Origin of the sequence: Enterobacter sp. E12 (assembly GCF_014596715.2) — a bacterium.
In the GTDB taxonomy this organism is placed as follows: domain Bacteria; phylum Pseudomonadota; class Gammaproteobacteria; order Enterobacterales; family Enterobacteriaceae; genus Enterobacter; species Enterobacter bugandensis.
On sequence record NZ_CP115601.1, the window covers coordinates 3273088 to 3295264 of the forward strand.

40 protein-coding genes and 1 tRNA gene are annotated in these 22177 nt (G+C 49.2%); 10 read left to right on the forward strand and 31 right to left on the reverse strand.

What is annotated here, in order from left to right; translation table 11 throughout:
• Positions 1–3: 3 nt before the first annotated feature.
• The 31 genes from IB212_RS15555 to IB212_RS15705 all read right to left on the reverse strand — a co-directional run bounded on the left by IB212_RS15555 (position 4) and on the right by IB212_RS15705 (position 17450).
• Positions 4–324 (reverse strand): hypothetical protein, encoded by a 321-nt coding sequence (locus tag IB212_RS15555; protein ID WP_188245904.1) that lies wholly within the window; start codon positions 322–324, stop codon positions 4–6.
• Positions 324–1355 (reverse strand): hypothetical protein, encoded by a 1032-nt coding sequence (locus IB212_RS15560; protein WP_188245905.1) that lies wholly within the window; start codon positions 1353–1355, stop codon positions 324–326. Before IB212_RS15560 ends, IB212_RS15555 begins: the two co-directional genes overlap by 1 nt.
• Positions 1355–1843 (reverse strand): hypothetical protein, encoded by a 489-nt coding sequence (locus IB212_RS15565; RefSeq protein ID WP_188245906.1) that lies wholly within the window; start codon positions 1841–1843, stop codon positions 1355–1357. Before IB212_RS15565 ends, IB212_RS15560 begins: the two co-directional genes overlap by 1 nt.
• Before the next feature lie 12 nt (positions 1844–1855).
• A complete protein-coding gene (locus IB212_RS15570) occupies positions 1856–3085 on the reverse strand; it encodes a DUF2213 domain-containing protein (protein WP_188245907.1) in 1230 nt (409 codons plus the stop codon).
• A 52-nt stretch (positions 3086–3137) separates the two neighbouring features.
• On the reverse strand, positions 3138–3905 hold the full coding sequence (locus IB212_RS15575; RefSeq protein ID WP_223239671.1) for a phage minor head protein: 768 nt from the start codon (positions 3903–3905) through the stop codon (positions 3138–3140).
• Positions 3835–5322, reverse strand: coding sequence for a DUF1073 domain-containing protein (locus IB212_RS15580; protein WP_188245908.1), 1488 nt, complete (start codon positions 5320–5322; stop codon positions 3835–3837). The genes IB212_RS15575 and IB212_RS15580 overlap by 71 nt, the downstream gene beginning before the upstream one ends.
• Before the next feature lies 1 nt (position 5323).
• Complete coding sequence (locus tag IB212_RS15585; RefSeq protein WP_188245909.1) at positions 5324–6697, reverse strand: PBSX family phage terminase large subunit; 1374 nt, start codon at positions 6695–6697, stop codon at positions 5324–5326.
• On the reverse strand, positions 6672–7271 hold the full coding sequence (locus IB212_RS15590) for a hypothetical protein (protein ID WP_188245910.1): 600 nt from the start codon (positions 7269–7271) through the stop codon (positions 6672–6674). The genes IB212_RS15585 and IB212_RS15590 overlap by 26 nt, the downstream gene beginning before the upstream one ends.
• A 5-nt stretch (positions 7272–7276) precedes the next feature.
• A complete protein-coding gene (locus IB212_RS15595) occupies positions 7277–7462 on the reverse strand; it encodes a hypothetical protein (RefSeq protein WP_188245911.1) in 186 nt (61 codons plus the stop codon).
• A gap of 8 nt (positions 7463–7470) precedes the next feature.
• Positions 7471–7674 carry a hypothetical protein gene (locus IB212_RS15600; RefSeq protein WP_188245912.1) on the reverse strand — a complete coding sequence of 68 codons (204 nt, stop codon included), beginning with the start codon at positions 7672–7674 and terminating at the stop codon, positions 7471–7473.
• A 511-nt stretch (positions 7675–8185) separates the two neighbouring features.
• Entirely contained in the window at positions 8186–8602 is a 417-nt protein-coding gene (locus IB212_RS15605) for a DUF2570 domain-containing protein (RefSeq protein ID WP_188245913.1), read from the reverse strand.
• Positions 8595–9089 carry a lysozyme gene (locus tag IB212_RS15610; protein WP_079916582.1) on the reverse strand — a complete coding sequence of 165 codons (495 nt, stop codon included), beginning with the start codon at positions 9087–9089 and terminating at the stop codon, positions 8595–8597. Before IB212_RS15610 ends, IB212_RS15605 begins: the two co-directional genes overlap by 8 nt.
• Positions 9089–9361 (reverse strand): hypothetical protein, encoded by a 273-nt coding sequence (locus IB212_RS15615; RefSeq protein WP_021241270.1) that lies wholly within the window; start codon positions 9359–9361, stop codon positions 9089–9091. The genes IB212_RS15610 and IB212_RS15615 overlap by 1 nt, the downstream gene beginning before the upstream one ends.
• A 428-nt stretch (positions 9362–9789) precedes the next feature.
• Positions 9790–10554, reverse strand: coding sequence for an antitermination protein (locus IB212_RS15620; protein ID WP_188245960.1), 765 nt, complete (start codon positions 10552–10554; stop codon positions 9790–9792).
• A 157-nt stretch (positions 10555–10711) separates the two neighbouring features.
• Positions 10712–10894 carry a hypothetical protein gene (locus IB212_RS15625; RefSeq protein WP_188245914.1) on the reverse strand — a complete coding sequence of 61 codons (183 nt, stop codon included), beginning with the start codon at positions 10892–10894 and terminating at the stop codon, positions 10712–10714.
• Positions 10882–11079: a protein ninH gene (locus IB212_RS15630; protein WP_188245915.1), complete on the reverse strand. Its 198-nt coding sequence runs from the start codon at positions 11077–11079 to the stop codon at positions 10882–10884. The genes IB212_RS15625 and IB212_RS15630 overlap by 13 nt, the downstream gene beginning before the upstream one ends.
• Positions 11076–11684 carry a recombination protein NinG gene (locus IB212_RS15635; RefSeq protein WP_188245916.1) on the reverse strand — a complete coding sequence of 203 codons (609 nt, stop codon included), beginning with the start codon at positions 11682–11684 and terminating at the stop codon, positions 11076–11078. The genes IB212_RS15630 and IB212_RS15635 overlap by 4 nt, the downstream gene beginning before the upstream one ends.
• On the reverse strand, positions 11659–11844 hold the full coding sequence (locus IB212_RS15640) for a protein NinF (RefSeq protein WP_188245917.1): 186 nt from the start codon (positions 11842–11844) through the stop codon (positions 11659–11661). The genes IB212_RS15635 and IB212_RS15640 overlap by 26 nt, the downstream gene beginning before the upstream one ends.
• Entirely contained in the window at positions 11837–12142 is a 306-nt protein-coding gene (locus IB212_RS15645) for a phage protein NinX family protein (protein ID WP_188245918.1), read from the reverse strand. The genes IB212_RS15640 and IB212_RS15645 overlap by 8 nt, the downstream gene beginning before the upstream one ends.
• A gap of 1 nt (position 12143) precedes the next feature.
• Complete coding sequence (locus IB212_RS15650) at positions 12144–12371, reverse strand: hypothetical protein (protein ID WP_188245919.1); 228 nt, start codon at positions 12369–12371, stop codon at positions 12144–12146.
• Between the two features lie 394 nt (positions 12372–12765).
• Complete coding sequence (locus IB212_RS15655) at positions 12766–13203, reverse strand: recombination protein NinB (RefSeq protein ID WP_188245920.1); 438 nt, start codon at positions 13201–13203, stop codon at positions 12766–12768.
• Positions 13184–13432 carry a DUF3850 domain-containing protein gene (locus IB212_RS15660; RefSeq protein WP_188245921.1) on the reverse strand — a complete coding sequence of 83 codons (249 nt, stop codon included), beginning with the start codon at positions 13430–13432 and terminating at the stop codon, positions 13184–13186. The genes IB212_RS15655 and IB212_RS15660 overlap by 20 nt, the downstream gene beginning before the upstream one ends.
• Before the next feature lie 2 nt (positions 13433–13434).
• On the reverse strand, positions 13435–13617 hold the full coding sequence (locus tag IB212_RS15665; protein ID WP_188245922.1) for a hypothetical protein: 183 nt from the start codon (positions 13615–13617) through the stop codon (positions 13435–13437).
• A gap of 11 nt (positions 13618–13628) precedes the next feature.
• Complete coding sequence (locus IB212_RS15670; RefSeq protein ID WP_223239672.1) at positions 13629–13829, reverse strand: hypothetical protein; 201 nt, start codon at positions 13827–13829, stop codon at positions 13629–13631.
• 25 nt (positions 13830–13854) lie between these two features.
• Complete coding sequence (locus IB212_RS15675) at positions 13855–14043, reverse strand: hypothetical protein (RefSeq protein WP_188245923.1); 189 nt, start codon at positions 14041–14043, stop codon at positions 13855–13857.
• The gene (locus IB212_RS15680) at positions 14033–14488 is read right to left on the reverse strand and encodes a transcriptional regulator (RefSeq protein ID WP_188245924.1); all 456 of its coding nucleotides are present in this window, start codon (positions 14486–14488) and stop codon (positions 14033–14035) included. Before IB212_RS15680 ends, IB212_RS15675 begins: the two co-directional genes overlap by 11 nt.
• Positions 14485–15858, reverse strand: coding sequence for a replicative DNA helicase (locus IB212_RS15685; protein ID WP_188245925.1), 1374 nt, complete (start codon positions 15856–15858; stop codon positions 14485–14487). Before IB212_RS15685 ends, IB212_RS15680 begins: the two co-directional genes overlap by 4 nt.
• The gene (locus IB212_RS15690) at positions 15855–16661 is read right to left on the reverse strand and encodes a replication protein (protein ID WP_188245926.1); all 807 of its coding nucleotides are present in this window, start codon (positions 16659–16661) and stop codon (positions 15855–15857) included. The genes IB212_RS15685 and IB212_RS15690 overlap by 4 nt, the downstream gene beginning before the upstream one ends.
• Complete coding sequence (locus IB212_RS15695) at positions 16654–16800, reverse strand: DUF2740 family protein (protein ID WP_088130987.1); 147 nt, start codon at positions 16798–16800, stop codon at positions 16654–16656. Before IB212_RS15695 ends, IB212_RS15690 begins: the two co-directional genes overlap by 8 nt.
• A 34-nt stretch (positions 16801–16834) precedes the next feature.
• Positions 16835–17113 (reverse strand): lambda phage CII family protein, encoded by a 279-nt coding sequence (locus IB212_RS15700; RefSeq protein ID WP_045259811.1) that lies wholly within the window; start codon positions 17111–17113, stop codon positions 16835–16837.
• Positions 17114–17219: 106 nt separating this feature from the next.
• Positions 17220–17450: a YdaS family helix-turn-helix protein gene (locus IB212_RS15705; RefSeq protein WP_045408360.1), complete on the reverse strand. Its 231-nt coding sequence runs from the start codon at positions 17448–17450 to the stop codon at positions 17220–17222.
• A gap of 110 nt (positions 17451–17560) precedes the next feature.
• Here IB212_RS15705 and IB212_RS15710 point away from each other — a divergent pair, with 110 nt between their 5' ends.
• From IB212_RS15710 to IB212_RS15755, 10 genes are all read left to right on the forward strand, one after another.
• Positions 17561–18256, forward strand: coding sequence for a helix-turn-helix transcriptional regulator (locus tag IB212_RS15710; RefSeq protein ID WP_188245962.1), 696 nt, complete (start codon positions 17561–17563; stop codon positions 18254–18256).
• Between the two features lie 507 nt (positions 18257–18763).
• A tRNA-OTHER gene (locus IB212_RS15715) sits at positions 18764–18867 on the forward strand.
• A gap of 22 nt (positions 18868–18889) precedes the next feature.
• On the forward strand, positions 18890–19150 hold the full coding sequence (locus IB212_RS15720; RefSeq protein ID WP_223239673.1) for a hypothetical protein: 261 nt from the start codon (positions 18890–18892) through the stop codon (positions 19148–19150).
• A 314-nt stretch (positions 19151–19464) separates the two neighbouring features.
• On the forward strand, positions 19465–19599 hold the full coding sequence (locus IB212_RS15725) for a hypothetical protein (protein WP_262985612.1): 135 nt from the start codon (positions 19465–19467) through the stop codon (positions 19597–19599).
• Positions 19599–19778 carry a hypothetical protein gene (locus tag IB212_RS15730; RefSeq protein ID WP_188245927.1) on the forward strand — a complete coding sequence of 60 codons (180 nt, stop codon included), beginning with the start codon at positions 19599–19601 and terminating at the stop codon, positions 19776–19778. The genes IB212_RS15725 and IB212_RS15730 overlap by 1 nt, the downstream gene beginning before the upstream one ends.
• Positions 19779–19979: 201 nt before the next feature.
• The gene (locus tag IB212_RS15735; protein WP_063957786.1) at positions 19980–20114 is read left to right on the forward strand and encodes a hypothetical protein; all 135 of its coding nucleotides are present in this window, start codon (positions 19980–19982) and stop codon (positions 20112–20114) included.
• The gene (locus tag IB212_RS15740; protein WP_188245928.1) at positions 20099–20245 is read left to right on the forward strand and encodes a host cell division inhibitory peptide Kil; all 147 of its coding nucleotides are present in this window, start codon (positions 20099–20101) and stop codon (positions 20243–20245) included. Before IB212_RS15735 ends, IB212_RS15740 begins: the two co-directional genes overlap by 16 nt.
• A gap of 96 nt (positions 20246–20341) precedes the next feature.
• Positions 20342–20650, forward strand: a complete 309-nt coding sequence (locus IB212_RS15745; protein ID WP_188245929.1) for a hypothetical protein — start codon at positions 20342–20344, stop codon at positions 20648–20650.
• Entirely contained in the window at positions 20647–21468 is an 822-nt protein-coding gene (locus IB212_RS15750) for a PD-(D/E)XK nuclease-like domain-containing protein (RefSeq protein ID WP_188245930.1), read from the forward strand. Before IB212_RS15745 ends, IB212_RS15750 begins: the two co-directional genes overlap by 4 nt.
• A complete protein-coding gene (locus IB212_RS15755) occupies positions 21468–22037 on the forward strand; it encodes a hypothetical protein (RefSeq protein WP_188245931.1) in 570 nt (189 codons plus the stop codon). The genes IB212_RS15750 and IB212_RS15755 overlap by 1 nt, the downstream gene beginning before the upstream one ends.
• Positions 22038–22177: the final 140 nt, after the last annotated feature.

Below are 22177 nucleotides of genomic sequence, written 5' to 3' on the forward strand. Positions count from 1 at the left end.
ACGTTACTCCTCTTTCTCGCCTTTTTTCAGTACGTGTTGTTCGCCGCCAGTTTTCAGGTCTTTTTTGTCTTCTGCTGCAGCTTTGGCGTTAGCCTCATTTTTCTGCGCGAAGATAAAACCATCCTTGATAGCGGTCATATCAGCGTACTTACTCTCAATGGCCTGCCACAACTCTTCAGGCATATGGGTCAGCCCGCACACGCCTTCATAACCGCGAACAGCAACGAGCTCGCTACTGTTCTGGCCGTTTACCACGATCTCTTTACCGTTCACTTCAAATACGGTGCCGTGAATGAGCTTGCTACTTACCACTACGTTAGCCATTAGAGAGTCCCTGTCATTTGAACAACGCCGGATGGGCGGTAGATAACGGTGCCGAGAGTACCGGCTGCCAGTTTCTGGCTGGTCATTGAGTGCTCAACGAATACCGGGAATGCACGCATTTTTTCGGTGTAGACGGTATTGCCGACAGGAGTGCCACCCAGGCTTTCGGCGATCAGCTGAATCAGGCCACCTGAAGGAGTGCCAAACTCAGGCACCACAACAACGGTCAGGTTGGTATAGGTCTTCTTAATCAGGTCGATAGCTGAAGCCGTACCCAGTGCGTTGATTGCGCCCAAAGAGGCGTTATCGCTTGGGCTCACAACCAGTTTCATTGGGCTGGTTTCCTGCACCAGACCCTGGTTTTTAGCCGCCAGGTTGGTGAACATCTTTTTCACATCGTTGAAGATGCCAACGGCGTCTTTGTCTGCCCATTTCACTTTACCATCAGCTGTGGTGATTGGAGTCAGAGCTGCAGGGAGTGCCGGGTCGTTCATGATGCCGAAGTTAGGCGCGCCAGAGATGCCGTACATGTAGGACTTGTTGAAGAAACGGTTAATAGCATCAACGCCAGCCGCCTGCTTCATGGCAACGTAAGGAATCAGAGCCATGCCGTACTTCTCTTGCTCCAGGTCGCCCCATTCGTTCATGCCCTGGAAGCGCATCTGGCGACGCTGTTCCCAGTTGGCGTTTACATGGGTAGAACCAGCACGAGAGCGATCGTCATAAGCAACGATTTCATACGCTTCTTCAGTGCGTGGGAACAGAACATCCTGAACCGCCCAGGTGCCTTTCTTCACTTCCGGGTAAATCTGAGTTGCTACAGTAGGAGCGAAAAGTTGCTTGATGATCATCGGGTCGATGACCTGAGCCGCCGCAGCTGGAATGCCACCGTTTGCTACAGTAGCCATATCTACTGCGGAGTCACCTACTACACCTTTCATGGAAAGATAAGAAGGGGTTTTCTCGAAGACTACGCCCTTGTCTGCCAGTACTTTCAGGTACTGCGGCAGAGTGGATTGATTAAGCTCCATTACAGAACCCCCTGCTTGGTCATTTTGATAATTGAATTGGCATCAGCATCGGATGCAACGTAATACGGCGTTTCAATTGCGCCAGAAATGGTTGCTCCGGCCGCACCAGTTTTGGTTGTTCCATCAGCAAGAACGGCGAAGATTTTCTGCCCTTTTGTTGCTGCTGTTGCGGTACGCACCCAGAAGTCGCCTACAGTGAATACGCCCAGATCGGTGCCTGGCTCTACCAGCATCGAGCCAGTTGAACCCAGTGGGATGACACCCTTGCCGGTATTCATTACCCAACCCAATGGAAGGCCTGTGCCTGTGTTATTCACCAGAGTAGGGTCCGTGCCATCCACCCACACCCAGCGAGCCTGATAGACACCACTCGCGCCAGCCTTATAAGAACCTTCAGGCGGCAGCGCCACAGCGGTAGGGTTGAGTGATGCCAGATCGCCTTCTTTACCCGGAGCTGGGTACAAAGTTACGTTTTGCTGAAAGGTCATTTTCGGTTTCCCTTAGAAATATTCTTTGAAGTCAGCAGCGCTTGCCTGCTTCTCAGCAGAGTCACCGACTGGTTGTTTGCTGGTCTTGCCATGAATAGCCATCTGAACCAGCGCTTTGTAGGCTGATGGGTGAACACCGTCGATGTTTACCTTCTCCTGCTTCAGCACTGCTTTGTAGATGTCATCTGCAGAGTCGCCTGATACATGGCCATACACTGGCTCAACTGTGCGCATGGCCTCACGAGTTGCTGAGAACTCACGGCGCGCTTCTGCCAGCGCTTCTGATTTGGCTTTTGCTACCAGGTCGCGAATGGCACTATCACCCATTGGCTCTTTTTCCTTTTCTTTTTCGGGATCATCATTGTCACCAGGCTTATCTTTGTCCTTTTCAGGGTCATCGTTATCACCTGGTTTATCTTTTTCCGGATCGTCGTTATCGCCGGGTTTTTCAGCATTGATTTCGCTTTGCTCATGCTGAGCCATAAGCTCCATGATGCCCTTTGCCAGTTCATCAGCGTCCGAATCGGATGCTGTGGCAAACTTGGTTTTAATCAGGTCGGTCAAGCCTTCCATCAAAGTTTCCTCTTGGTCTTGTGAATCGCCTACGGCGCATTCAGCGCCAACACGGCCTTTAATGGTCAGCGCGACAGAGTTACCAGAAATGTTTCTGGCAACGCCGTCATACGCCTGACCCATGAACTCGCCCGGGGTCATATCCAGGTCGAAGAATGAAGGGAAGATGGAAAGCTCGCGCCGTGTGGAGTTCTCCACACCTTCGATCGCCGCCTTATCCCACAGCTTCATGCTGGTAACGAGATAAGGGGATTCGAATCGCGTATCTGTCCCGGTTGTGCCTACGCGCTCCTGTGGAGTGTCAGGCGTGTCTAACTGGTTTGGGTGCTCAATGGTCACTGGCACGTTGTTGAACGAGTCAGCGGCGCGGATAAGCTCTTCTGCAGGGCGATAGATGTAATAGAGGCGATCAGGGTTAAGGCCTAAATCTCTCCATCCCGGCAAACTTGAGCCCCTGTACGGGCTCACGCATTCTTTGCTGATGTTGCACTGGGTGATGTTCATCCGCCCGTAATCGTCATACGTACGGACTGATGAGCCCATGTCGTAGGAGTCGCCTCGGTAGCCATTGGCGTATGCCGCTCGCTCTACTTCTTCGGCTTTCTCTTTCGACACAAACGGGCCTTTGCTACCCCAGTACCATTTGCCCTCTTTCTGATGTACTGGCATGGATTTACCTTTCTTCAGGCAATAAAAAAGGCCGCCTTAGCGACCTGTTGTTTTAGAATGGAAGCACCGGCTTCCAGCTGCAACCGCAATTTATCTCTTGCCCGGGTAAAACATATTCACCGTTATCACCAACTGGCAATCCTTTATCCAGGTCGAACTCCTGACCATTAGCTTTCACGTGCTTGGGTCGTGGATGACTGCCTCCACCTGAATGTATCCAGATTCCTTTGGTGATACCCAGTGATTGCTGCCTGACCCTTGCTAACTCAGCCGTAGCCTTGTTGTTCTGATCGAGAGCAATGCGTTCTGCCCTGCGCCTCGTCACGCCGAATTGCTTCTGTAGTTCCTCGGTCATGTACTGCAGGTCACGTCCTCGCGTAATCGACTGGATAGTGATTGTCTGCACTTGGGTGAAATACTTCTCAGGGATGGATTTAATCAGGTTAACGTTTTCAGCAACGATGCCATCAACAGCCTGCTTCATCTCGGGCGTCATTGTGAATTTAACCTTTGGCAGGTCTTTTTCACCGATTGAGCGCTTGAGTGATTTTGTCGCTGTGCTGTCTACTGCTTTAACAAACTTAGGGGCTATTGTTACGGCCGCATCTGAGAATGTGGCAACCCATCGCTCCCTGAGGTCAATCAGGCGGTCGGCTATATCATTCATACCGCGCTCTCCTGACTGATGTGCGTTGTACTGAGCACGAGCCCAATAGTCAGCGCTCTTGACCATTTCCGAGATGAGACCTTTAAGCGACATCGCGTATTGATTTGCTATCGTCGCGTTGTAGCGAACCCGACGAAGGGTCTTTATCTTCATCAGTATCGTCCTCAGGACAGATGCTCACGACTTCATACTTGATGCCGTTGAACTCCGAATCATCATCAGCTGCGATCACCTTGCAAACCTGCTCAGGCGTTACAACTTCAGCATCAATCAGCTTCACATACGTATCAGCCTTCTTGTTGTTGATATCGGCAATTTCCAGGTCGCTCAGTTCATCCAGAGGATTGAAGTCGATATACAAGTCTTCGTAAAACTCCCCAAACTCATTCAGGCAGAGGATTTTCAGCACCCAGTCAAGCACCGGCTTGTAGCTGTTCTTCTGCTTGTTGGAGATGTTCTCGTGCTGTGATTCCCTTTCACCCTCGCCACTGGCGTTCATTCCGCTTGGCTGGCTGCCTGTCAGGCTTGTGACGCTTAGGCGTGAAGGTACGCAGATTAGCCTGAGCATCTCTGCCTGTAGCTCCTGAAGCCCTGAAAGCGATGTGTTCATCTGCTCCAGAGTTTCCTGGGTCTTATCGATTGCCAGGACGCCGTGGTTGTCTTTCCCATAGACCAGAGTATCTAGACGCTTGTCGAACTCATTGCGGTCCTGCAGATACGTTTCCATATCCGTAGACCAGATATACGTCCTGAAGGAAGTAATGATTCTCGGGATGTCATCGCGCACGCTTTCCCAGTTTGTTACATAGGGAAGCATCATCTGAATCAGGGACAGGCCGCCAAAGTTATAGGACGGCTTCAGCATGTCCGGCACCGAATAAAGCACCAGGGACTTCATGCGACTGGCGCTTACGATGCGACCCATCACATACCATTGCTGAGGCACGAAGAACTCAGGGCTGATTGGGTCGATTGCGTTGTATGCCTGTGGATAGGTCCACATCGGCTCAATAACGCGGAAACCTTCCAGATCGCCTTTCTTAATCTTCGTAGGGTCTAGCAGAAGCTCTTTGTCGCGTTCGTTCTCATCGCCCTTCATTTTCACAAACAGGAATGAGTTTCCGAACGCCTCAGCGTTGAATCCGAGCAGCTTAAGGTGTTTCTCTACCGCATACTTCTCAAACGCGTCCTCAAGCTGGCCGATGATATCTGAACGGTCATTCTTGGTATCGTTGGACTTCACCTTGAAGCCCTTACGGAACACCTCATTTACAGACTGCTCACAGGCTACGCGGTTCTCTGATTTCTGCGCCAGGGTAGCCAGCAATGGATAGCCCATGAATACAGAATCAGACGATACAAACACGCTGTTAAGCATGCCGTAATCGACGCTGTCACCTACTACTGCAGTATCAGGAACAACGCCTTTTGGTGGCTTATATGCTGCGTGCTTCATGCCCGCAAAGTGCTTGTCTATTTTTTGCTTCTGATACTCGCTGTCAGATGCCCATGACTGGCCCACAGCAAGCTTGCGCGGCTTCTGTGCTGCGCTTGTGTTTCGTTTTGACATGTTACCAGCCTGAGTTTTTGCCAACGAGAAGTGAGCGATTAATCGGTGCGTACGCCATAACGAAAGCATCTGCCAGGTTTGGCGACTTTATCTCTCGCTTAGCCAGGTCTTTTTTGCTCTCAACCTTTACGCGTCCGTTATTGTCGAAGTCGCGCTTGGGAGTACTGAGTTCAGTCTTCAGCTTTTCGAGATATGGCATATCAGAGGAAATGCTGATCATCTTCTCTGGCTTGAATGGCTCACCGCGCTTAATGGCGTTGAATGTGTTTCTGAACCGGTCGGCAAGACTCCACCACGACTGAGCTTTGATGTTTGAGAAGTAGTCCTTGTTGGTTATCTTCTCAACGTATAGCTTTTCTGGGTTGTGCACTGAGTCGCCAGCGTTGAACTTCGCATACTGGATTCTTGTTTTACGCTCTGCGTTAATCTCGCAAAACTTACTTCCCGCAAATGCACCTACACCAATGGAGTCATAGGTAATGTGAGCATCACGCTTAAGTGCCTCGCCATACACGCGCGAGCATGACTTACTTAGCTCATCCTCTTTCGCTGACCATTCATCGCACCAGAACGCCACAGAGCCATGCGCATACACCATCGCGCACTTATCCTCACCATCATCCGCAACGTCAAACCCGATGCGTTTCATGCCTTCTGGTTCGAACCCAAGCTTTATGTGCGCATCAATGGATGCCTCTATCCAGGAGCGCTTAATTACCGTCGCATCATCATCTGAGCGTGGCACGCCAAGATAGACATGCTCAAATGCCTCTTCGTCTCGCTCTTTCGCCGCGTCAATGACTTCAAGCATGGTCTTCGATAAGAATGGGTTCTCATCAAAGTTAATCTTGCGAACCAGCGTCCTTGGCGGAGGGTTAACGATGAAGTTTTGATATACGAAATCGGTGTAGAGGTTGGGGTTGAAGATAAACCAGCATTCAGAGCCTTCTTTACGAATGGTTGGCTCAAGTATCTCCCATTGCTCTTCAGTCAGTGCATGAGCCTCTTCCAGCCAGAGCACGTCGATACTCTCAAGCGACTTAATCTCATCAACGCTGTTCTTCAGGCCGTAGAAGATGAACTCCGTTCCGGTAACGCGATTGACTATCTTGTCTTTCAGCACACGGAAGCGCGACTGCAAGCCAAAGCGCTCAATCTGAATCTTCAACAGCGCGTAGACCGACTCGGCTATCTTGTTTTGTATCTGACGAGCACAAAGGAAGCGCAGCTTGTAATTGTTTGCCAGGTAGATAGCAAAACCTGCTGCATCCCATGACTTGGAGCTTGCCCGGCCACCATAGAGAATCTTGTTGCGTGATTGCGTAGTCCAGAAGTCTCGCAATACAGGGTTAAGAGTTGGTGTTGTAGAAGTCATTGAGGCTGGTTCCTTTGTTGACGCTTGAAGGCTCATCCTCTTTGATGCTGTAAGCCTCACGCTCAAGGCCGATTAATGTCTTGAGGGTGTCGCTAAGGTCTTTCATGGATTTGACGCGCTGGGGCATGCTGATAATTTTGTGGTACAGGTCATTGAGCTTGTCCTGCCCCTTATCATCAGGGTTAAGCATTAACTCGCCGAGCTTATGGAGAGCCTCAACGTCCGTGCATTCAGCTGATAGCTCACTGAAGAGAAGGTTAGCCAACTCTCTCGCTCGCTTTATATCACCCCTGTGCTCCATGCGAACATTGGCTATTGCCTCGGCCGTAGCCTCCACCAGTTCGCGTTCGCTGATATGGTTCTCACTGCGAACCTGTGCGCGAACCTCCCTCTTGCGAACCAGGTCATCAGCTTTGGCTTTAACCTTAGCTGCAAGGTCACGCGTCCATTCTTCTTTCTTTGCTCGCTTGCGTATGGCGGTATCACTTATGCCATGCTGCGATGCTATCTCTCTGAGGCTCAACACCCCGGCACGGTAAGCCGACTCGATGGCCTCCCAATCCGGAGTTGCCATGTTAATTACTCTTCAGTTTCGTATTGGACTTTGTACTGGTTGACCTTCTGCAGGTTATAGCTGCGTGTTTCGTTTGCGAGTTTCACGGTCAGAAACCCATCTTTAATCGACGGCTCAACCTTCGACTCAAAGTTTTCCCAGCTGAATCCATCCTGGTGAACGGATATCAGGAATTTATTAATTTTCGCCATTTCACACCTCAGCTTGATGCCATGTGACCTGCGGCGATCAGCTTGGTCAGCAGTGAGTTGAAGTCAGCCTGAGTAGGCGCTGCTGTTAACTGGGCAGTGAATGTCATCTGCTTAACTGTGCCGGCAGTGGATGTTGTTGCTGCTACTGGGGTTTCTGTTGCTTTTGTTACGCTTACTGCTTCGCCCGACTGAGCGACTACGATTGCTGGCATGATTTCACCTATGCGTTAACGATAATGATTGCGTCAGCGTTAAGTGGCTTGACGTATACAGGAGTGCCAGAAACGGCATGGTAGATACTCTGACTAATTGAGCCGCCTACAAAGGGAAGCCCAATCAGATCGTCCTCTGGTGCGTTAGTAGACTGGCATATGTACGCCTCGGTGCCTGAGATTGCGATTGTTGATGCAACGGTCCCAGCATAAACCTGAGTCCACACGCCTACTGGCGCGGATACGTTTGTTAATTCCATTGTTTGCTCCAATTTCTAGCGCAACGGTTTCTCTGCTTCTCAGTAGTGATTGGTTACTTACGGCTTACCCGTCAGCAAGATTGGGACCACCGCCTTATTGGGGTTGAGCAATCTGTCCTTGTCGGGAGGATTCGATTTCACGAATAGCTTCTAACTGTCCGTTGCAGTTCTCAATCGAAAGCAGTAGCGCGACGTTGAGCTGCACGCTGTCTCCGAATGTCATTTGTTCTGGCACTTCAGGCACCACGCAATCAATCAGTAGATTTGCGGGTATCGGCGGATTTTTTACCTTTATGGCCTCGCGCACTATCTGCTGCTTTGTGCACCCCGATAACAGCATTAGCAGGGATATACTCAACAGCACATGCATTGCCTTTGAGCGCATCCTTCACCTCTTCTTGCAGTTTCTGGGCTTTCATTTCAGCTGCGGCACGACGACGCGCTTCAGTTGCCACTATCTTGTTCATTACGCCGATCTGCTCTACCAGGCCATCAATCGAGTTAGCCAGACCTTCGTTCTTCTGCCCGATATCTTTAATCTGCTCGGATAGTCGCCCGTTATCTTCACTGAGCTTTTTGTTATCCGAGGCAAGGCGAAGCGTCAGAAGAATCACGATGACTATTGCTGCTATGGTGATGATCTCGCCTATAGGCCACTTCTTAAGCATTCTTCTGGCTCCATGTGCAAACCTGGTATTCAACATCGCGGCGGTTAATCAAGCCTTTCCACTTTTGACCACCTGCAAACACCCAACGCTTCAGCTCGTCACACGCACCAGAGTAGTCTTTGGCGTTGAGCTTTTTCATGAGCGTTGAGTTTATGGCGGCGCTTGCTCCAACGTTGTAGGCGAAGGAATAAATGGCGGCGCGTTGCGTTTCAGTGGTGGGAACTTTGATGGCCGGGTCTACTTGTCTTGCTATGCGAGTCAGATCGCTCTTAGTAATCGCATCGCATTCTTTGTCTGTATATCGCTTGCCGGGAATGATGTCTTTGCCGGTGTGTCCATCACAGACCGTGAGAACACCAACGACATCTTTGTAGGCGACATATTCCCTTCCCTCAAGCCCTCCCTTTCCGGAAAGCATTGCGGTGGCAATAGCGATTGCGCCAGCACCAATTGCGCCTGCTATTTTATTTCTGAGCGCACTATCCATCAGAGTTCCTTCGGAGCTTTTTGTCCGAGTTCAGCAATCACTCTGGCGGTAGCGGAGGGATTGTCTGTATCTGTTTTGTTTAGGATGTCCTGCAGGATCTTCGTTCGCTTCATCTGCTCACGTTTATTGAGCCGGTAGGTAAGCACGCCGAGGGTGATACTGAATGCGACGCCGATAATGAAGCCCCAATCCTGCAAAGACAGGCTGGCGAAGAAAGCTGCAAGACCAGCGCTACCGTAGGAAGCATTGCTGTATCTCTCATCCATCTTCATATCTCACCCCCAGAGTTCGGGGATCTGTTCAAAATAGGAATTAACGTGGTTGTTGAGTGAACAAATCCAGGATACATTTTGCGGTAACGTGGTTTGTTCGTGAGTAAACGCATGAGCAAATCAGGCAAGAGGCTGTTAGCGCAGTCTCTTGTCGCCCATTTTCACGAAGCCCGCCATTGAGCGGGTTTTCTTTTTTGCAAAGCGCATAGCACCGTAGCCACAGCGGATAAGGTGAGGGTATTGTCTGTCTGGTATTTGGTGGGATGCGCTTTCAGAAAGGTCGTGCTTAAAACGCAAAAAGCCCCGAGCTATTAACTCAGGGCTATCGAATGACTGCACTACTCCATCATTGGTTTCAGATTAAACAAATATCGCCACTTTGTAAAGTGTGATTTTCTAGATATTTCCTATTTCGTAGAAAATATTTACTAGCGAGTGACCTTGCTCAACATCTGATTTGCATACTCCTCCTGCTTAATGCATTCACCAACCAGGCTTTCGAAGAAGTCCTTGTATGACCTGCGCCATGTGGTCTCTGGAACATCAATCACCGTTGCGCAGATATACTGACGAACACTATCAGGCAGCAATCGAGCATAACCACGCCCATTGCAGCGTCCGCATGTTTTATATGCAGGAACGCCGCCCTGTAGAATGGTTTTCTCTTTGTCTACCACAACGCCTTTGCCGTTGCACTGGCAGGCATTGGTCAGCACCCCTTTTCCTTTGCACTTGTGGCACAGCACCTTCACCGTTTCCTTGCGCTCTTCAAGGTATGGCTGACCTATGCTCTTCATCGTCATGACTTCAGCATCGACAAACTTCTTACCACCACAGCAATCACAGGTTCGGGTACTGGCGGCGCTTCGGGAATAGTCAGCAAATGCGAATGTTGCGAGCACTTGCATTACCTTTGGCTTAATATCATTTTCGAGCTTACGTAAGGCGGCAACCTTATCGCAGTGCTCAAGTGCATATTGGGTCAGCAGTTCAATAGCTTTCTCACGGTCATTGCTGCTGATTTCCATTTTCCCTAAAAACGCGCTGTAACCCAACGTGGCGCGACTTTGTGTCATTCCCATGGCAGCCATCACATCAGTGCCAGTTAACGTCTCTGAGGATGTTGCACGCGGCGTATCGTTTATCTGAGTTGACTTTGCGAAGTGAAACTTGACTGTGTTTTCCAAGTTCATCGTGAAATTCTCCAGATTGTGTATGGCCAGGCGATGCCAGCGAAAAGTGATATCCATTTGAGGTTGGTTTTATAGCCAAGCTCTTTCTGTCTGGTATGCGTGTACTCAGTGGTCATTCCGGCCATGAACGCATAGGCGATCATAAATAGAGTCAACATCAGGCTGCCTCCGGACCATCTGGCTTATTTGTTCCCAGCCGGTTACGCACTTCCCGAAGCTGCTCGCGCACATACTCAAGACTGCGCTCAAGCTCATGCTCCTTGCCAATCAGCACCTGCTCGGTATGCATATCGCGCTGACGCTGCCATTTGACTTGCTGGATGTTGGTTACTGAGCACATGTTTTACCTCGACCGCCTTGATGAACCATGAGAACGCCGTTAACAATGGCGTGGAATTGAGCTTTGGTGTCTCGTGAATACCTGAGAATGGTGTTTCGACTGCAAGCTAATTGCCTTGCTGCTTCTGACTGATTCCCGCGTACCTCAACAAGGATGTCAGGGATGGTTTTGATAGAGGGTGTCATGCTGCCTCACTTCTGCTTTCACGCAGGTCTTTGAGCTTCTGCTGATACTCCGCCTTAATCGCTTTGCACTCTTCTGTAGTCCAGCGATGGCGCTTATGGTCAGATTCGATTTCGTCTACAGCTGCATTACCGATGCGTTCGATAAGCATCACTCGATAAGGAACCAGGTTCCCGCTCTTGTGCTGATTGCATACGACGCATTGCTTATGGATATTGCGTTCATCAAATCGGAGTTGAGGTGCCGCAGCGGTCGTCCGGTAGTGGCCGGCATCCCACTGAGCGGACGTGAACGTTCCGCACGAGATACATGGTAAGTCGCGGTCTCTTTCTCTGATGAAGGCGTTTACTGCTTGTTGGGCTTGTTTAATCCAGTAACTGCGGGGCTTTAAGGCGAGCTTTCGAATCTTTAACTTGTCTTTCTGCTGCTGATATTCTCGTCGTCGTTTCTTGTCTGCTGCTTTCTCTGCTTTTTCTCTCTCCTTGCTCCGTCGCTCCAGTGCTATCTTTGTTCCGCATTCCGGAGAACACCACCATATATTCGAGTGTTGAGGATGAAACCATTCTCTACACTCTTCGTTTTTACATCTGCGCCTTACCTTCCTCATTCGACATATCTCCGTTCGGATCACGATAAATCAGCCATTCATCTACGCATTCAGTGCACGCATAGGTTTCCTCTGGCGTTAGCTCCTTCGTGCAGCCCGCGCACAACGTTCGACGAATGCTCTGCTGCTCGTACTCTTGAGGCCAAGGGGTGTTAATCATGTTTGGCGTCCTGCATCATGAGGAAGACAACCATGGCCGCTCTAAGAACGTTTTCATGTTCGTACTCCCAAATAGGGTTAGCAGAAGCCCCGTGCAATCCATTCTCGTTCCAATCCCAGAGAATGTTGATGCCGTTGTCAGCAATAATTAGCCATGCATCATCGGGATTTTTACAGGGGTTAAATTCACCATCCTTTTCGTTGTGCAATACGACACCATCAACCGCGCATACGCTACCCCATCGATGCGCACTAACTAAGCTGTTAATTTCAAAATCTGATAACTGTGAATAGTCCATATCAATGCACCCTCTCGCTAACTGGCTGTTCGTCATTACTGACGATGCTGATAATCAGGCTCTTTCCGCCGAAGTCGACGCAAAGCGTTTTGTCTTCTTCACCCTCAAGCTCGCCTTCGAGATAATCGGCGATTGAGTTGACCAAGAGGTCAATGGGGTCGATGTCATCTACTGATGCCTCTGTAAGCAGGTCATCAAGTCGGCCCTGGTAATCTTCGATAAGGCTCATAGTTAACTCCAGATTCGTTGTTGATACTGACTCCTACCCTTTGGCTCGCTGGCGTACTCAGGAAGCAATGCGGAAACCACCCATAACCTAGGGTCTGCGCTTAGCGTTCGTTGAGTTTTTACATTGCGGGATTGGTAGGCGGTGATTAACTGATTGGCTTCTTCGTTTGTGAGATTTAAGTGGTGGAACCATGTGAGTCTTGCCATCGCTCACCCCTTCCATTCGTCTTGGATAACCCATTCATGCTTGCAATGCCTGCATCTGAACTTGATGTAATCTCCTAGGTAGTCGAGCAATTGAACCTGTTTTGTGCCGCACATGCTGCACGGGGTTACTTTCGATGCTGCATATTCCCTACGGTCTACACAGTGATTTAGCCTGTCAGTAAATTCACTCATGCTGTATCTCCGAATCTGGATTTCCATTCCAGCGCTAATCTGGCTTCGTCAGACCACTTCACATTCTTCTCTGCACCGAATGCCTGGATAAGCTCCAGAAGATCTGCAAACTCGCCTACGCGCATCTTGCTGGTTGACTGGCCTATCACTACGAATCCGTTGCCAGCGAGGTTAGGAACAACGTCCTGCTGCTTTAACGCTGCTGTGAAGATGCACTTCCAGCTTTCAGCATCCAGCCATCGACCATGCCATTCGACCTGACGCGAGACATCACCAAGACAAGCCCAGAGTTTTCGATTCTGGTCAATGCTTCGGTTGCGTTCCTGAATGGTCACTACGATGGGCTTGGTTTGGTCGGGGAAGATTTGCTGTATGGCTTGAATGGCGTTCTGCTGATGAATGGGGCTTCTTAGTTCAAACGTTAGTTTCCTCATGGATTTCTCTCATGCTCAGAAGGGCGTAGCCAGGTAGATATGAACCGACATCAGCAACGTGAATAACTTCACGCTCGCATGCGTCGCCCGTGTATTCACCATTCCATTCGTACAGCGTCAGAATATCGCCGACCTGATAGTTTCGGTCGTTTTTGCGAAGCTCAGCCAGCTTCAAGCCGTCGAGCACCGGAATGAAATGCTCAGGAAGAATTTTCAGTTCGTGCCTCATACTCACTCCTTCACTTTGATTCCAGCGGCGCGGTAACCCTGAAGTTCTTTGCAGATTGCGTAAATCACTCCGGGCGAAGCCAATTTGTCGAACTCAAGTTGATAATTTGGGTCTGGATGGCAAGTTGCCTCTCCAGCATAAAACGCGATATTTGAAAGTTCTTCATCGGTTATTGATTCGTCCATATTCCTCTCCATCACTCTTCTGGCTTGTAAATTGACCATCCGTTAATGGCGTCTACATTACGTCGCACCTTGCGACCACCGCCATGGGTTCCCATTCTTAAAGTGGCCTGCGAGCCAACAATCTCTTTAACCAGATACAGGAAACCTCGCGGTGACTCCCAAACTTCACCAACCTGAAAACGCTCGCCTTTCTTAATTTCTGCACTCATCATTCCTCTCCATCAGCGTGCTGGGGTGTTAGATTATCCATTTGATGCAAGCATTTATTGCCAAAACTGGAAGTACGCCAACAACGATAAATACTGCAGCTGCAGCAATAAGCATTTCTATCGGGTCACGGCCTTCTTTTACTGCTGATAACCAGGCAATTACAATTGCTCCCATCCAACAAACAAGATAAGCAAGGGCAAAATCTTTAAATACCACTTCGCACCTCTCTTAATGCCTTGTTGATAAATGCAGTCAGTTGGTTAGCTGCGCCAAAGTTAAATACCGGCTTCTTGCTGTATACCCATGCGTTCTTGTGGCACCAGTCACGATGAAGTTCACCGTTTTCATGAAGGTGCTTGAGCATCTTCGTGACGAGGCGCTTGTCGATTCCGGTTGCGGTTGATATCTCAACTGCCATTCCGGTTTCGTGCTCGTCCAGATAGCGCATGACGGCTTCTGTGCGCTCATGATGAAGCGATGCCAGCCGGTAATATTTAACGCTCTTGCTGATGCGCTCAATCTCAATCTGACCGTCTTCGATTAGGTCACGCAGTAGCAGGTTGATATGTGATTTCTGGCATCCGAGGAGTTTTGCTAATTGTGGTGCTGAGGTGGGAATGTTTGTTTCAAGGTGGTTGAGTATTTTGTCTCGTGTGTTCATACATCGGCTCCTGAATATCGCCGGCCTTTCTGTGGAGGCTGGCTTGCAGCTGTGCATTTTGTTCTGGCTTCGTCCTGGTCGCATCCAACAAAGTGACCATTCCGGAATCCCTGATACACGGTCCCCAAGGAGCCAAAGCGGTTTTTCGTCACGATGATTTCTGCGTAAGGTGCGGCCGGGCTGTTTTCGTCATACACAGCCTCGCGATACAGCATGATGATTGAGTCTGCATCCTGCTCAATACTGCCTGAGTCGCGCAGGTCTGCGTTGGTTGGGCGTTTGTTAGGGCGTTTCTCGACTTCTCGTGATAGCTGGCTGAGCGATACGACAGGGGTTTTAAGCTCCTTCGCCATAGCCTTCAGGCTTCCAGAAATGTGGGCAATAGCCAGGTCGTTTCGTTCTGCTTTTGGCTTCTGGATAAGTCCAAGGTAGTCAGCCATGATGAGCGACAGGTGCGGATTCTCCTGCTTCAGGCGTTCTGCGATCGACCTGATTTCCTCAACCGAAAGGCGACATGCATCGACTACCCAAACGTCAAGTCCGGCAAGGCGTTTCATACCTTCCGCCACCCTTCCCCACGCTTCGTCGTTCATTCGCGTTGGGTTTCTCAGTGAGCTAACCGACATCATCCCTGCTCCGGCAATGCTTCGTTCGGCAATCTGCAGTGCGCTCATCTCCATCGAGAAAATAAGCACTCCGCGTTTTTGCTCTGAGTTAGGCAACGTACGGCTTGCTACGCTTTCTGCCAGCTTGAGAGAGAACTCCGTCTTACCCATGCCAGGTCGTGCAGCAACGATGATCAGGTCTTCGGCGTTAATGCCGCCAAGTATTGCATCAAGCTCGTCTATACCGGTCTTCAGGTTGTCGGACTCTTCACCGTTACGCAGGCGCTTATCAAGCGTTTCTGTGTAGTCGGTGATGATATCGCCAAGGTGAACAGGTTTAATCTCGTCGCGCGGCTTCCTGATGGCTGACAGGCGCTTTACCAGTTCGTCCATGGCCTGACCTGAGGTGTCGATAGTTCCGTTCTCGATAGGGTCACGCATTTCACTGATAAGCTGCAGTACCAGGCGGCGATGATAGTTATCAGCAACCATACTGGCGTAGCCTTTCAGGTTTGCAGCACTTGGGCATGACCGCGCAGTCATCATCACGTCGGTGGCATGCTCATCACCGCATTCCTCAGCGACCATAAGAGCGTCAATCAGGTTACGATTGCGAGCTTGCTTGCAGATAACCTCAAAGGCTTTCCGGTAGAGCGGGATGGAGAATGCTTCCGGTTCAAGAGTGGCCAGAACGTCTCCAGCTGCAGGCGTTAACCCTCCCAGGAGAAGTCCGCCAATAACGCTGGCCTCGATATCCTGTCTCATAGTGTTCCCTCACGAATTGCAGTTAATACTTTCGGTTGCAGAAGGTAATCAAACGTCGCCACCCAGCCGCGGTCGTTATCACCGAAATGGAATGGCCTTGCAGCGTTCATGAACGCTTTCACGTATGCCCGGTAGCCGTCGATGTTTTTGGTAGCGAGAGAGTTAATCAGCTTCTTGAGTTTTCGCTGACGCTCTGCGTTGGCCTCAACAGCGTGAGGTAATCTGTCACCCACGATTTCGTTGTAGGCTTCGAGATACTCGTTGTAGTTGATGCGAACGGCCTTTCGCTTTTCAGGTTTAGAAACCTCATCGCATCCCCCTTTAGGGGGTAAGGGGGTAGTTGTATTTATTGTCTTTTGAATATTGTCTTTTGTGTTTAGCTGAGTTGGCTTATACCCATTAGCTGACTTGGCTAATGTTTTATTAGCCGTCTTAGCTAATGTTAAGCTGTCTTGGCTAATCCACTCTGAGACCACCTTGTTAACGCCAATTCTCACCCCGTCTGCAATGAGAAACTTTCGCTCAATCAGCTGACGTTTTGCGGCGCAGATATGCGTGTGGTGAATACCGGTCATTGCTGCTATCTGCGTGTTTGTGAGCCTGTCCATTGGCTTATTGAATCCGTATGTCTTGCGCATGATAGCGAGCATTACCTTCAACTGCCGGGCGGTTAAAACAGCCATCAGTAAGCTGTCTGTAAGCTCGTTAGCAACGCGCATGAAGCCATCTTCGGTATCTGCCACGCGATGCTCCACAACCTCAAGGTGAGGCTTTATAGGTGTTACGGTTGCGAGATTACTCATGACCTTTCTCCTTCTGCATCAGCTTCACTTTCTCCAACTCAGCCCGAAATCGACCAGGCTGCTTGAAGCTGGACAGGAAGCGATCACGTAGTATGTTTTTGTGCATTTTGTCCTGGTAAGGACTGAGTGGTTTTGTCATAATTACTCCTGTTGCTTGGCGTAACACAGTGTGCTTAAGCGTCCAGACTGCTACCAACAGCTGGACGTTTTTCTTTTGTGAGAATCGACGCCACCTGCTGTGCAAGTCTCGCCATCTCATCATCAACAACTCCCCATTCAAGCACTGCCAGAAGCATCGAGAACTTAGGAATCCAGTCTCGCTTCCAACGGCTAATCTGTGCTTTATCGACACCTACAGCTGCTGCTGTTTTCTCTGTGCCAATAAGGGCAATCTTGTTAAGCAAGGCGCTTTCAATGCGCATTGCCTCGTTGCGTTTGTTTGCGTGTTCCATTTGTAATACTTCCTTTAGTTAATAAGTGTTTACGCATCGGTTGATGCGTTGGTTATCCCCGCATTTCGGCGGGAATGAGGCCAGAGCTGTTAAAGAGCGGTACTGCTTATGCGGCCATCAATTCAGGCCAAATGCTTACCCAATCACCAGGATGCAGGTCCTTACGGGTCACGCTACCGTTACTGAACTTCTCGATTAGTACGCATAACGCAGCGCCTAACTCATGATTCTTGCTAAGAGCTTTACGCAAATAGCCGATTGAAGTTCCGCATCGGGAGGCAAACTCGCGCTGCTCCTCAAGTGAGAGGGAGTTGAGATATGTACGAAGTTTCTCCATATCCTTTCTCCTTTCTCGTTGCATCATGAAAATAGTTTACCTACAGGTAAAAGATAAATCAATACCCGCAGGTTATTTACCGTGGGGTAATCTTGGATAAGATCTCTGCTATGGATAAATACGAACAGAGAAGACTGAAGCTCATTGAAATCCGGGACAGGTTCTGTAACGGGAAGGCAGCCGAGCTTGCGCGTCGAATAGAAAGAGAGCCGTCGTACATTTCAAGAATGCTCTACCCTGAAGGAAAGGCGGGGAGAAAACGCATTGCTGATGACATGATGGAAATCATTGAAAACGCATTCAGCCTTCCTCGCGGCTGGATGGACTCGATCACATCTGAGATGCCAAGCGCAAATGAAGAACTGGAATTTGCTGGAAGCATTCGCGCAGGATATGTTCCTGTAATTGGTGAGGCCGTTTTGGGAGTAGATGGCTCAGTGGATATGATCGAGTTCAGAGCCGGTTGGCTTCGAATTTATAGCGGAGACAAGGACGCCTATGGCTTAAAAGTCAAAGGCGATAGCATGTGGCCTCGCATTCAGTCTGGAGAATATGTCGTTATAGAGCCAAACACTACGGTTCATGCGGGTGATGAGGTGTTCGTACGAACCAAAGACGGTCACAACATGATTAAAATCATGAATAAAACTCGGGATGGAGACTATCAATTCAGTAGCGTCAACAGCGACCATAGGCCGATAACTTTAAGTGTTGATGATGTTGAAAAAATTCATTTTGTATCCGCTATAGTGAAGCACACGCGTTATGTGGATCAGGACGACGTTCCAAGAGTTGAAGAGGATTAACCTAGTGTATATTCCTGGGGCCTTATTATTAGTTGTTTTGGCATTCTGCTTGTATAAGCTTTATATAAAAACAGGAGCCGAGCATAAGTCAGGCCTCAGGAGAAAAGAAAGACTGATTTACGAAGCTGAATCGGTGGTTGAGAAGACAAAAAACATCTCGTGGGACGAGATGGACCATTCTCAGCAAGAGATGTATACCTGCGCCATAACTCGCCTGAACGTGCTTAAGTCACTGAAACCCAATCAAACAGTCAACGAAAATCTCCTGCCCGCCTGGCCTGAAAATCCCAACATCTAGTTAAGATTAAAAAATAAATTACCTGGTTTTTCAATCAGGTAAACTTTTTCGCTCAAAATATTTACCCATGGGTATAGACATTGTTTTTACCCGTAGGTATATTTATTCCATCAGCAGGACGCGCTACTCACCAGGACGGTGAATCGCTCTTTAACATTGATGGGATTGTCCCGCCGAAATGCGGGAACCAAAGAGTAGTTGGCTTTGGCGGTGGAGAAGCTTGATGACCGGTTAGCTACCGAAGGAGAAGCATCAGGTTGCGCATAGAAAATAAATCCTGAAGTCGTGGGTTCGATACCCACCTCCACCACCAAAGCTAATCATCGGAGGTCAACATGATAATCGTTACTTACCTGGCTGATGATAACGCCAGAAATCGCCGCAGAGCACGCAGACAAGCTCAACGTGAACAGGCAATGCAGGACGCTTCTCTTGCACGCCGGGTAGCAAATAGCACATGCAGTACACGAGTTTCGAAGGCCATTTCGCTTGCCGGAACGCGTCAGAAGGAAGTTGAAGGTGGAGCTGTGTGCCTGCCAGAGGTGGCGCTTTTCGCAGCTGGTCATCGTAAGTCTAATAACGTAACAGCGAGGTAGTTATGGGGTTCAAATTAAATGATGAAGTTAAATGGTCAAGCTCATCAAATGGCGTAACGAAAGAAAAGATTGGTGTCATAGTTGAAGTGATACCTGCGGGGGTTAACGTCAGAAAATTCGAACTGGGCCGCCAACTTGATGCTCCAGGCCTTCCGCGCAAAGAAGAGAGTTACATCGTATGTGTCGGACCAAAACCTGGATCTCGTGCAAAGCCAAAGTATTACTGGCCTCGGGTTAATGTTTTACAGCGCTTTCGTAATGGGAAATAGGCCGCATAGTCGGCCTTCTTTTGGCAGCAAGCCACAGAGGTGAATATGAACGCAGTTGAATTTACAAAATGGATGGCAGAGCAGGATATCACCGGCGCTGATGAAAAGGCTGTGTACTACATGGCTCTGCTATGGATTCACAAAGCAAAAGAGGCTGCAAAGGCTCTGGGGGATGAGTGATGGGAAAACAAAATGAAGTCTTAATTCATATCAAGACGAATAAAGTTGGCTCGGAAATGGTTAAGTCAACCGGGTTCAGCAAAGAAGAGTGGAGCGAGTTAGATGAAGATGAGAAGCAGGAAATTATTAATGAACGAGTATGGGAAAGCATTGATTGCTGGGTAACAGGCGACGAATAAGCACCTTATCGACTTTCACAGAGAGTCGATAGTGAGCCAATCCGCGCTCGCATCATCTAAAGGAGACGATAGGTGATGTTCTGATTGATACCCCCTTGTTGTCATCTTGGCCTCTTCGTGAGGCCATTTTTTTACCTGCATCTGAGTGAGCGTTAATAAGCGTTCAGCCACATGCAATCACAACAAACTAAGGACTATCCCATGATGCACTACAGCCTCGCGGGAAGCGGCGTCATGTCCGCTTTTTATCCCGCTGAATCAGAATTATCCAAACGTGTTCGCCGTCTTATTCGTGCTGCCCGTAAGCACCTGGAGGGTTTATGTCACCAGTTATAAATCACAGCCTGTTGAGAGCAGCGCAGAGCAAAGCGGTTATCGCTCGCTATCTCGGTGATGGTCGCATGTGGCAAGAGGCTCATGAAGCCATGAAGACTGCAATCAATTTGCCGTGGTATCGAAAATCATGAGTGCACTGGCTTTCAGAGACATGACAGATGAGCAGTTCGCAAATCTGTTTAGAGACATTGTGAACGCACCAGTTAACGACGAGCAGGAGACGCCAAATGCGCCTGACGATGACAGACAAAACAGAGATTAAGCAAATCATCGCGAGCTTTAGCGACGATGACAATGCGGCGATTGATAAGCAGGTTGAGATGCTGTGCGCGAACATGCGGCCGGTGCTCAACATGTTGGAAGCACACAAGCCTGACGATTACACGAAACAGGCCGTCGAGTGGCTGGGCGAAGACGACTGCAACTATCAGGAATTCGCTGGCGAAGTTATGTGGGACATATTCAGACCACGCGTAGAAGTTGAGTATGCGATCGGCATATTCCTGCGTCATCATACATTCGAGGATGCAGCATGAAACCTGGTGTCTATTACGGAATGTCGAACGAGGACTATCACGCTGATGAGGCGATAGGTTCCACGACAGTAAAAGCAATCAGCGTCAGCCCTGCAAATCACTTCTTCAACAAATTTACTGGCAGTAAATCGGCGCACATTGGAAGTGCGATTCATGCAGCATTACTTGAACCTGATGTGTATCAGTACCGGTATGCAAAGCGCGAAGAAATAACATCTCGTGCCAGCAAAGAATATAAGGAGTTGACCAAGCAATTTCCCGCTGAGTTTATCCTGGTAGGTAATGAGGTCGATACGATACAGCGTATGTATGAGTCATCTCGCCTGAATGATGACTTCATGGACTACATGAACACCAAAGGGAATTCAGAGGTGTCCATGTTTGCAGAGTGTCCAGAAACGGGCCTGATGCTTAAATGCCGCTTCGACAGGCTATCTGATACCCTCGCATACCCTCTTGACGTTAAAAGCTGTAGAGACGCTTCTGAGCGCGGATTCAGCAATGCCTTTGGTCAGTATAAGTACCACATTCAGGCAGCCTTCTATCTCTACGTTCTCAAGCTCGCAACAGGCATCGAATATAACCAGTTCGCCTTCTTCGCTATCGAGAACTCACCGCCATATCGAAACTGCATGTACTACATCGGCGAGGAATCGCTTGAGCTTGGATATCGCGAGATGTACGCAGCTTTAGACAAGCTTGTTGCATGCAGAAAAAACGAATCGCTGAAGTACGAGGGAATTGTACTCCCTTCCAACGAAATTAACGTCCCGGCCTATTTGCTGGATAACGAATACGATGACGAGGTAATTCTATAATGGACCTTTCACGCACAATCATTCCAAAGTCCGACCAAATTAACTTTGAAGATGTTCAGACTCAAAGCATTACGGCAGTCATTAAAGCTGTCAGGGCCGGCAATTCAGAGCAGCCAGTATTCATCGATCTTGAGGGTTACGATGGTCGCCCTTACAAGCCTTCTAAATCGATGCGTCGTGTGTTAATCGGCGGTTGGGGTGCAGATGGTCATTCTTGGGTTGGACGCTCACTTACGCTCGTTGGAGATGCTTCTGTGCGCTTCGGTGGCGTTGCTGTTGGTGGCATTAAGATTCATGCGATGAGCGACGTTGAGGCTGATTTCTCAATGATGCTTTCGGTATCACGTGGCAAGCGTCAGGAGCATCGGGTTCGCAGGCTTGAAGTTAAGCAACAGGCCACACCTGAAAAAGCGCTGAAGTGGTTCTCTGATAACGCATTAAGCATGGATGCTGCAAAGCTTGATGTTGCTTACAACCGCACTAAAGGCGTCATCGGCAACAATGATGAACTGCTTTGCAAGCTCGACGAAATCCACAATCTGCGCAAGGCGGATTTAGCCAACTCCTGATTTAACACAATGCGAAAACTAAACGTCACTCCTGAAGAAATGAAGGCGGTGTGCGGCCGTATGGTCGCTCCCCGCGCAGCTGACCATCTCGGACTTACGCTAGCCCAATTCTATTACCTAGCTCAGAAGTATTCGTTATC

Excerpts from the sequence above, each read along its gene's own strand:
- IB212_RS15555 (WP_188245904.1), bottom strand. The coding sequence starts at position 324 with ATGGCTAACGTAGTGGTAAGTAGCAAGCTCATTCACGGCACCGTATTT.
- IB212_RS15560 (WP_188245905.1), bottom strand. The coding sequence starts at position 1,355 with ATGGAGCTTAATCAATCCACTCTGCCGCAGTACCTGAAAGTACTGGCA.
- IB212_RS15565 (WP_188245906.1), bottom strand. The coding sequence starts at position 1,843 with ATGACCTTTCAGCAAAACGTAACTTTGTACCCAGCTCCGGGTAAAGAA.
- IB212_RS15570 (WP_188245907.1), bottom strand. The coding sequence starts at position 3,085 with ATGCCAGTACATCAGAAAGAGGGCAAATGGTACTGGGGTAGCAAAGGC.
- IB212_RS15575 (WP_223239671.1), bottom strand. The coding sequence starts at position 3,905 with ATGAAGATAAAGACCCTTCGTCGGGTTCGCTACAACGCGACGATAGCA.
- IB212_RS15580 (WP_188245908.1), bottom strand. The coding sequence starts at position 5,322 with ATGTCAAAACGAAACACAAGCGCAGCACAGAAGCCGCGCAAGCTTGCT.
- IB212_RS15585 (WP_188245909.1), bottom strand. The coding sequence starts at position 6,697 with ATGACTTCTACAACACCAACTCTTAACCCTGTATTGCGAGACTTCTGG.
- IB212_RS15590 (WP_188245910.1), bottom strand. The coding sequence starts at position 7,271 with ATGGCAACTCCGGATTGGGAGGCCATCGAGTCGGCTTACCGTGCCGGG.
- IB212_RS15595 (WP_188245911.1), bottom strand. The coding sequence starts at position 7,462 with ATGGCGAAAATTAATAAATTCCTGATATCCGTTCACCAGGATGGATTC.
- IB212_RS15600 (WP_188245912.1), bottom strand. The coding sequence starts at position 7,674 with ATGCCAGCAATCGTAGTCGCTCAGTCGGGCGAAGCAGTAAGCGTAACA.
- IB212_RS15605 (WP_188245913.1), bottom strand. The coding sequence starts at position 8,602 with ATGCTTAAGAAGTGGCCTATAGGCGAGATCATCACCATAGCAGCAATA.
- IB212_RS15610 (WP_079916582.1), bottom strand. The coding sequence starts at position 9,089 with ATGGATAGTGCGCTCAGAAATAAAATAGCAGGCGCAATTGGTGCTGGC.
- IB212_RS15615 (WP_021241270.1), bottom strand. The coding sequence starts at position 9,361 with ATGAAGATGGATGAGAGATACAGCAATGCTTCCTACGGTAGCGCTGGT.
- IB212_RS15620 (WP_188245960.1), bottom strand. The coding sequence starts at position 10,554 with ATGAACTTGGAAAACACAGTCAAGTTTCACTTCGCAAAGTCAACTCAG.
- IB212_RS15625 (WP_188245914.1), bottom strand. The coding sequence starts at position 10,894 with ATGTGCTCAGTAACCAACATCCAGCAAGTCAAATGGCAGCGTCAGCGC.
- IB212_RS15630 (WP_188245915.1), bottom strand. The coding sequence starts at position 11,079 with ATGACACCCTCTATCAAAACCATCCCTGACATCCTTGTTGAGGTACGC.
- IB212_RS15635 (WP_188245916.1), bottom strand. The coding sequence starts at position 11,684 with ATGAGGAAGGTAAGGCGCAGATGTAAAAACGAAGAGTGTAGAGAATGG.
- IB212_RS15640 (WP_188245917.1), bottom strand. The coding sequence starts at position 11,844 with ATGATTAACACCCCTTGGCCTCAAGAGTACGAGCAGCAGAGCATTCGT.
- IB212_RS15645 (WP_188245918.1), bottom strand. The coding sequence starts at position 12,142 with ATGGACTATTCACAGTTATCAGATTTTGAAATTAACAGCTTAGTTAGT.
- IB212_RS15650 (WP_188245919.1), bottom strand. The coding sequence starts at position 12,371 with ATGAGCCTTATCGAAGATTACCAGGGCCGACTTGATGACCTGCTTACA.
- IB212_RS15655 (WP_188245920.1), bottom strand. The coding sequence starts at position 13,203 with ATGAGGAAACTAACGTTTGAACTAAGAAGCCCCATTCATCAGCAGAAC.
- IB212_RS15660 (WP_188245921.1), bottom strand. The coding sequence starts at position 13,432 with ATGAGGCACGAACTGAAAATTCTTCCTGAGCATTTCATTCCGGTGCTC.
- IB212_RS15665 (WP_188245922.1), bottom strand. The coding sequence starts at position 13,617 with ATGGACGAATCAATAACCGATGAAGAACTTTCAAATATCGCGTTTTAT.
- IB212_RS15670 (WP_223239672.1), bottom strand. The coding sequence starts at position 13,829 with ATGATGAGTGCAGAAATTAAGAAAGGCGAGCGTTTTCAGGTTGGTGAA.
- IB212_RS15680 (WP_188245924.1), bottom strand. The coding sequence starts at position 14,488 with ATGAACACACGAGACAAAATACTCAACCACCTTGAAACAAACATTCCC.
- IB212_RS15685 (WP_188245925.1), bottom strand. The coding sequence starts at position 15,858 with ATGAGACAGGATATCGAGGCCAGCGTTATTGGCGGACTTCTCCTGGGA.
- IB212_RS15690 (WP_188245926.1), bottom strand. The coding sequence starts at position 16,661 with ATGAGTAATCTCGCAACCGTAACACCTATAAAGCCTCACCTTGAGGTT.
- IB212_RS15695 (WP_088130987.1), bottom strand. The coding sequence starts at position 16,800 with ATGACAAAACCACTCAGTCCTTACCAGGACAAAATGCACAAAAACATA.
- IB212_RS15700 (WP_045259811.1), bottom strand. The coding sequence starts at position 17,113 with ATGGAACACGCAAACAAACGCAACGAGGCAATGCGCATTGAAAGCGCC.
- IB212_RS15705 (WP_045408360.1), bottom strand. The coding sequence starts at position 17,450 with ATGGAGAAACTTCGTACATATCTCAACTCCCTCTCACTTGAGGAGCAG.
- IB212_RS15710 (WP_188245962.1), top strand. The coding sequence starts at position 17,561 with ATGGATAAATACGAACAGAGAAGACTGAAGCTCATTGAAATCCGGGAC.
- IB212_RS15720 (WP_223239673.1), top strand. The coding sequence starts at position 18,890 with ATGATAATCGTTACTTACCTGGCTGATGATAACGCCAGAAATCGCCGC.
- IB212_RS15725 (WP_262985612.1), top strand. The coding sequence starts at position 19,465 with ATGAACGCAGTTGAATTTACAAAATGGATGGCAGAGCAGGATATCACC.
- IB212_RS15730 (WP_188245927.1), top strand. The coding sequence starts at position 19,599 with ATGGGAAAACAAAATGAAGTCTTAATTCATATCAAGACGAATAAAGTT.
- IB212_RS15735 (WP_063957786.1), top strand. The coding sequence starts at position 19,980 with ATGATGCACTACAGCCTCGCGGGAAGCGGCGTCATGTCCGCTTTTTAT.
- IB212_RS15740 (WP_188245928.1), top strand. The coding sequence starts at position 20,099 with ATGTCACCAGTTATAAATCACAGCCTGTTGAGAGCAGCGCAGAGCAAA.
- IB212_RS15745 (WP_188245929.1), top strand. The coding sequence starts at position 20,342 with ATGCGCCTGACGATGACAGACAAAACAGAGATTAAGCAAATCATCGCG.
- IB212_RS15750 (WP_188245930.1), top strand. The coding sequence starts at position 20,647 with ATGAAACCTGGTGTCTATTACGGAATGTCGAACGAGGACTATCACGCT.
- IB212_RS15755 (WP_188245931.1), top strand. The coding sequence starts at position 21,468 with ATGGACCTTTCACGCACAATCATTCCAAAGTCCGACCAAATTAACTTT.